This is a genomic window from Streptomyces sp. NPDC051740 (assembly GCF_044453165.1).
Taxonomy (GTDB): domain Bacteria; phylum Actinomycetota; class Actinomycetes; order Streptomycetales; family Streptomycetaceae; genus Streptomyces; species Streptomyces atrovirens.
In genome coordinates this window covers 1-3,235 of sequence record NZ_JBITCL010000053.1, presented here as the reverse complement: position 1 = coordinate 3,235, position 3,235 = coordinate 1, and the positions used below count along the sequence as shown (strand labels likewise).

Here is a 3,235-nt window from a genome sequence, read left to right as displayed (position 1 = left end):
CCCGGCTGGCGGCGGCGTTGACGCCGGAGGTCGACGCGGTGCTGGCCCGGCATCCGCTGCGGGAGCTGGTCACCAGCAGCGAGCCGCTGCCGCTGCTGGTGGAACGCGAGCGGGCCCTGTACGGGGCCTGGTACGAGTTCTTCCCCCGCTCCGAGGGCACCCCCGCCCGGCCGCACGGCACCTTCGAGTCCGCCGCCCGCCGGCTGCCCGCGATCGCCGCGATGGGCTTCGACGTCGTCTACCTCCCACCGATCCACCCGATCGGCACCACCTACCGCAAGGGCCCCAACAACACCCTGAACGCCGGCCCGGACGACGTCGGCGTGCCGTGGGCGATCGGCTCCCCGGAGGGCGGCCACGACGCCGTCCACCCCGATCTGGGCACCCTGGAGGACTTCGCCCGGTTCGTCGCCCGGGCCGGTGAGCTGGGGCTGGAGGTGGCGCTGGACTTCGCGCTGCAGTGCTCCCCGGACCATCCCTGGGTGCACAAGCACCCGGAGTGGTTCCACCACCGCCCCGACGGCTCGATCGCCTACGCGGAGAACCCGCCGAAGAAGTACCAGGACATCTACCCCATCGCCTTCGACGCCGACCTCGACGGCCTGGTCGCCGAGACCGTCCGGGTGCTGCGGCACTGGATGGAGGTCGGGGTGCGGATCTTCCGCGTCGACAACCCGCACACCAAACCGGTCGTCTTCTGGGAGCGGGTGATCGGCGAGATCAACCGCGCCGACCCGGACGTGATCTTCCTGGCGGAGGCCTTCACCCGCCCCGCGATGATGCACACCCTGGCCCAGATCGGCTTCCAGCAGTCCTACACCTACTTCACCTGGCGCACCACCAAGCAGGAACTGACCGAATACCTCACCGAACTGTCGGGGGAGGCCGCCTCCTACATGCGGCCCAACTTCTTCGCCAACACCCCCGACATCCTGCACGCCTACCTCCAGCACGGCGGCCGGCCCGCCTTCGAGGTCCGCGCCGTCCTGGCCGCCACCCTCTCCCCCACCTGGGGCATCTACAGCGGCTACGAACTCTGCGAGAACACCCCCCTGCGCGACGGCGGCGAGGAGTACCTCGACTCCGAGAAGTACCAGCTCAGGCACCGGGACTGGGAGACCGCCGAACGCGAGGGCCGCACCCTCACCCCCCTCGTCACCCGGCTCAACACCATCCGGCGCGAGAACCCGGCCCTGCGGCAACTGCGCGACATCCACTTCCACCACGCCGACAAGGAAGAGGTCATCGCCTACTCGAAGCGGCGGGGTTCGAACACGGTTCTGGTGGTCGCCAACCTCGACCCCCACCACACCCAGGAGGCCACGGTCTCGTTGGACATGCCGCAACTCGGCCTGGACTGGCACGAGTCGGTACCGGTGCGCGACGAGCTCACCGGCGAGACCTATCAATGGGGCAGGGCCAACTATGTGCGCCTGGAGCCGGGGGGAGCGCATGTGCTCGTCGTCGGCCGGGCATCCGGGAGTGAGCCCCCGGGTGAGCACAGCCGTGTTCTGCGACCGTCCAGCCCGTCGATCGGAGGGTCACCCACAACATGATCGTCAACGAACCCGTCCCGGACACCTTCGAGGACACCCCCGCCAAGGACCGGGACCCGGACTGGTTCAAACGAGCCGTCTTCTACGAGGTCCTGGTCCGCTCCTTCCAGGACAGCAACGGTGACGGCATCGGCGACCTGAAGGGTCTGACCGCCAAACTGGACTACCTGCAGTGGCTGGGCGTCGACTGCCTCTGGCTGCCGCCCTTCTTCAAGTCCCCGCTGCGTGACGGCGGTTACGACGTGGCCGACTACACCGCCGTCCTCCCCGACTTCGGCGACCTCGCCGACTTCGTGGAGTTCGTCGACGCGGCGCACCAGCGCGGGATGCGCGTGATCATCGACTTCGTCATGAACCACACCAGCGACCAGCACCCGTGGTTCCAGGAGTCGAGGAAGGACCCCGACGGGCCCTACGGCGACTACTACGTGTGGGCGGACGACGACAAGCAGTTCCAGGACGCCCGGATCATCTTCGTCGACACCGAGGCGTCGAACTGGACGTACGACCCGGTGCGCAAGCAGTACTACTGGCACCGCTTCTTCTCCCACCAGCCGGACCTCAACTACGAGAACCCGGCGGTCCAGGAGGAGATGATCTCCGCGCTGAAGTTCTGGCTGGACCTGGGGATCGACGGCTTCCGGCTGGACGCGGTGCCGTACCTGTACCAGCAGGAGGGGACGAACTGCGAGAACCTCCCGGAGACACACGCCTTCCTGAAGCGGGTCCGCAAGGAGATCGACACCCAGTACCCGGACACGGTGCTGCTGGCGGAGGCCAACCAGTGGCCCGAGGACGTCGTCGACTACTTCGGCGACTACGCCGCCGGCGGCGACGAGTGCCACATGGCCTTCCACTTCCCGGTCATGCCCCGCATCTTCATGGCCGTCCGCCGCGAGTCCCGCTACCCGGTCTCCGAGATCCTCGCCAAGACCCCGGCCATCCCGTCGGGCTGCCAGTGGGGCATCTTCCTGCGCAACCACGACGAGCTGACCCTGGAGATGGTCACCGACGAGGAACGCGACTACATGTGGGCGGAGTACGCCAAGGACCCCCGCATGCGCGCCAACATCGGCATCCGCCGCCGGCTCGCCCCGCTGCTGGACAACGACCGCAACCAGATCGAACTCTTCACCGCCCTGCTGCTGTCGCTCCCCGGTTCGCCGATCATCTACTACGGCGACGAGATCGGCATGGGCGACAACATCTGGCTCGGCGACCGCGACGCGGTCCGCACACCGATGCAGTGGACGCCCGACCGGAACGCCGGATTCTCCTCCAGCGACCCCGGCCGGCTGTTCCTGCCGACCATCATGGACCCGGTCTACGGCTACCAGGTCACCAACGTCGAGGCCTCCATGGCCTCGCCGTCCTCGCTGCTGCACTGGACCCGCCGGATGATCGAGATCCGCAAGCAGAACCCGGCGTTCGGCCTCGGCTCCTACACCGAGCTGCCGTCCTCCAACCCGGCCGTCCTCGCCTTCCTGCGGGAGTACGAGGACGACCTGGTGCTCTGCGTGAACAACTTCTCACGCTTCGCACAGCCCACCGAGCTCGATCTCAGCGCCTTCGGGGGACGGCACCCGGTCGAGCTGTTCGGCGGGGTGCGCTTCCCCGCCGTCGGCGAACTGCCGTACCTGCTGACCCTCGGGGGCCACGGCTTCTACTGGTTCCGGCTC

2 protein-coding genes are annotated in these 3,235 nt (G+C 68.2%); both read left to right on the top strand.

Annotation, left to right across the window (positions count from 1 at the left end; translation table 11 throughout):
* The coding region (locus ACIA6T_RS35550) for an alpha-1,4-glucan--maltose-1-phosphate maltosyltransferase (protein ID WP_399450637.1) at positions 1–1,556 on the top strand (1,556 nt) is incomplete at its 5' end.
* On the top strand, positions 1,553–3,235 hold a 1,683-nt coding region (treS, locus tag ACIA6T_RS35545; protein ID WP_399450635.1), incomplete at its 3' end, for a maltose alpha-D-glucosyltransferase. The genes ACIA6T_RS35550 and treS, both read left to right, overlap by 4 nt.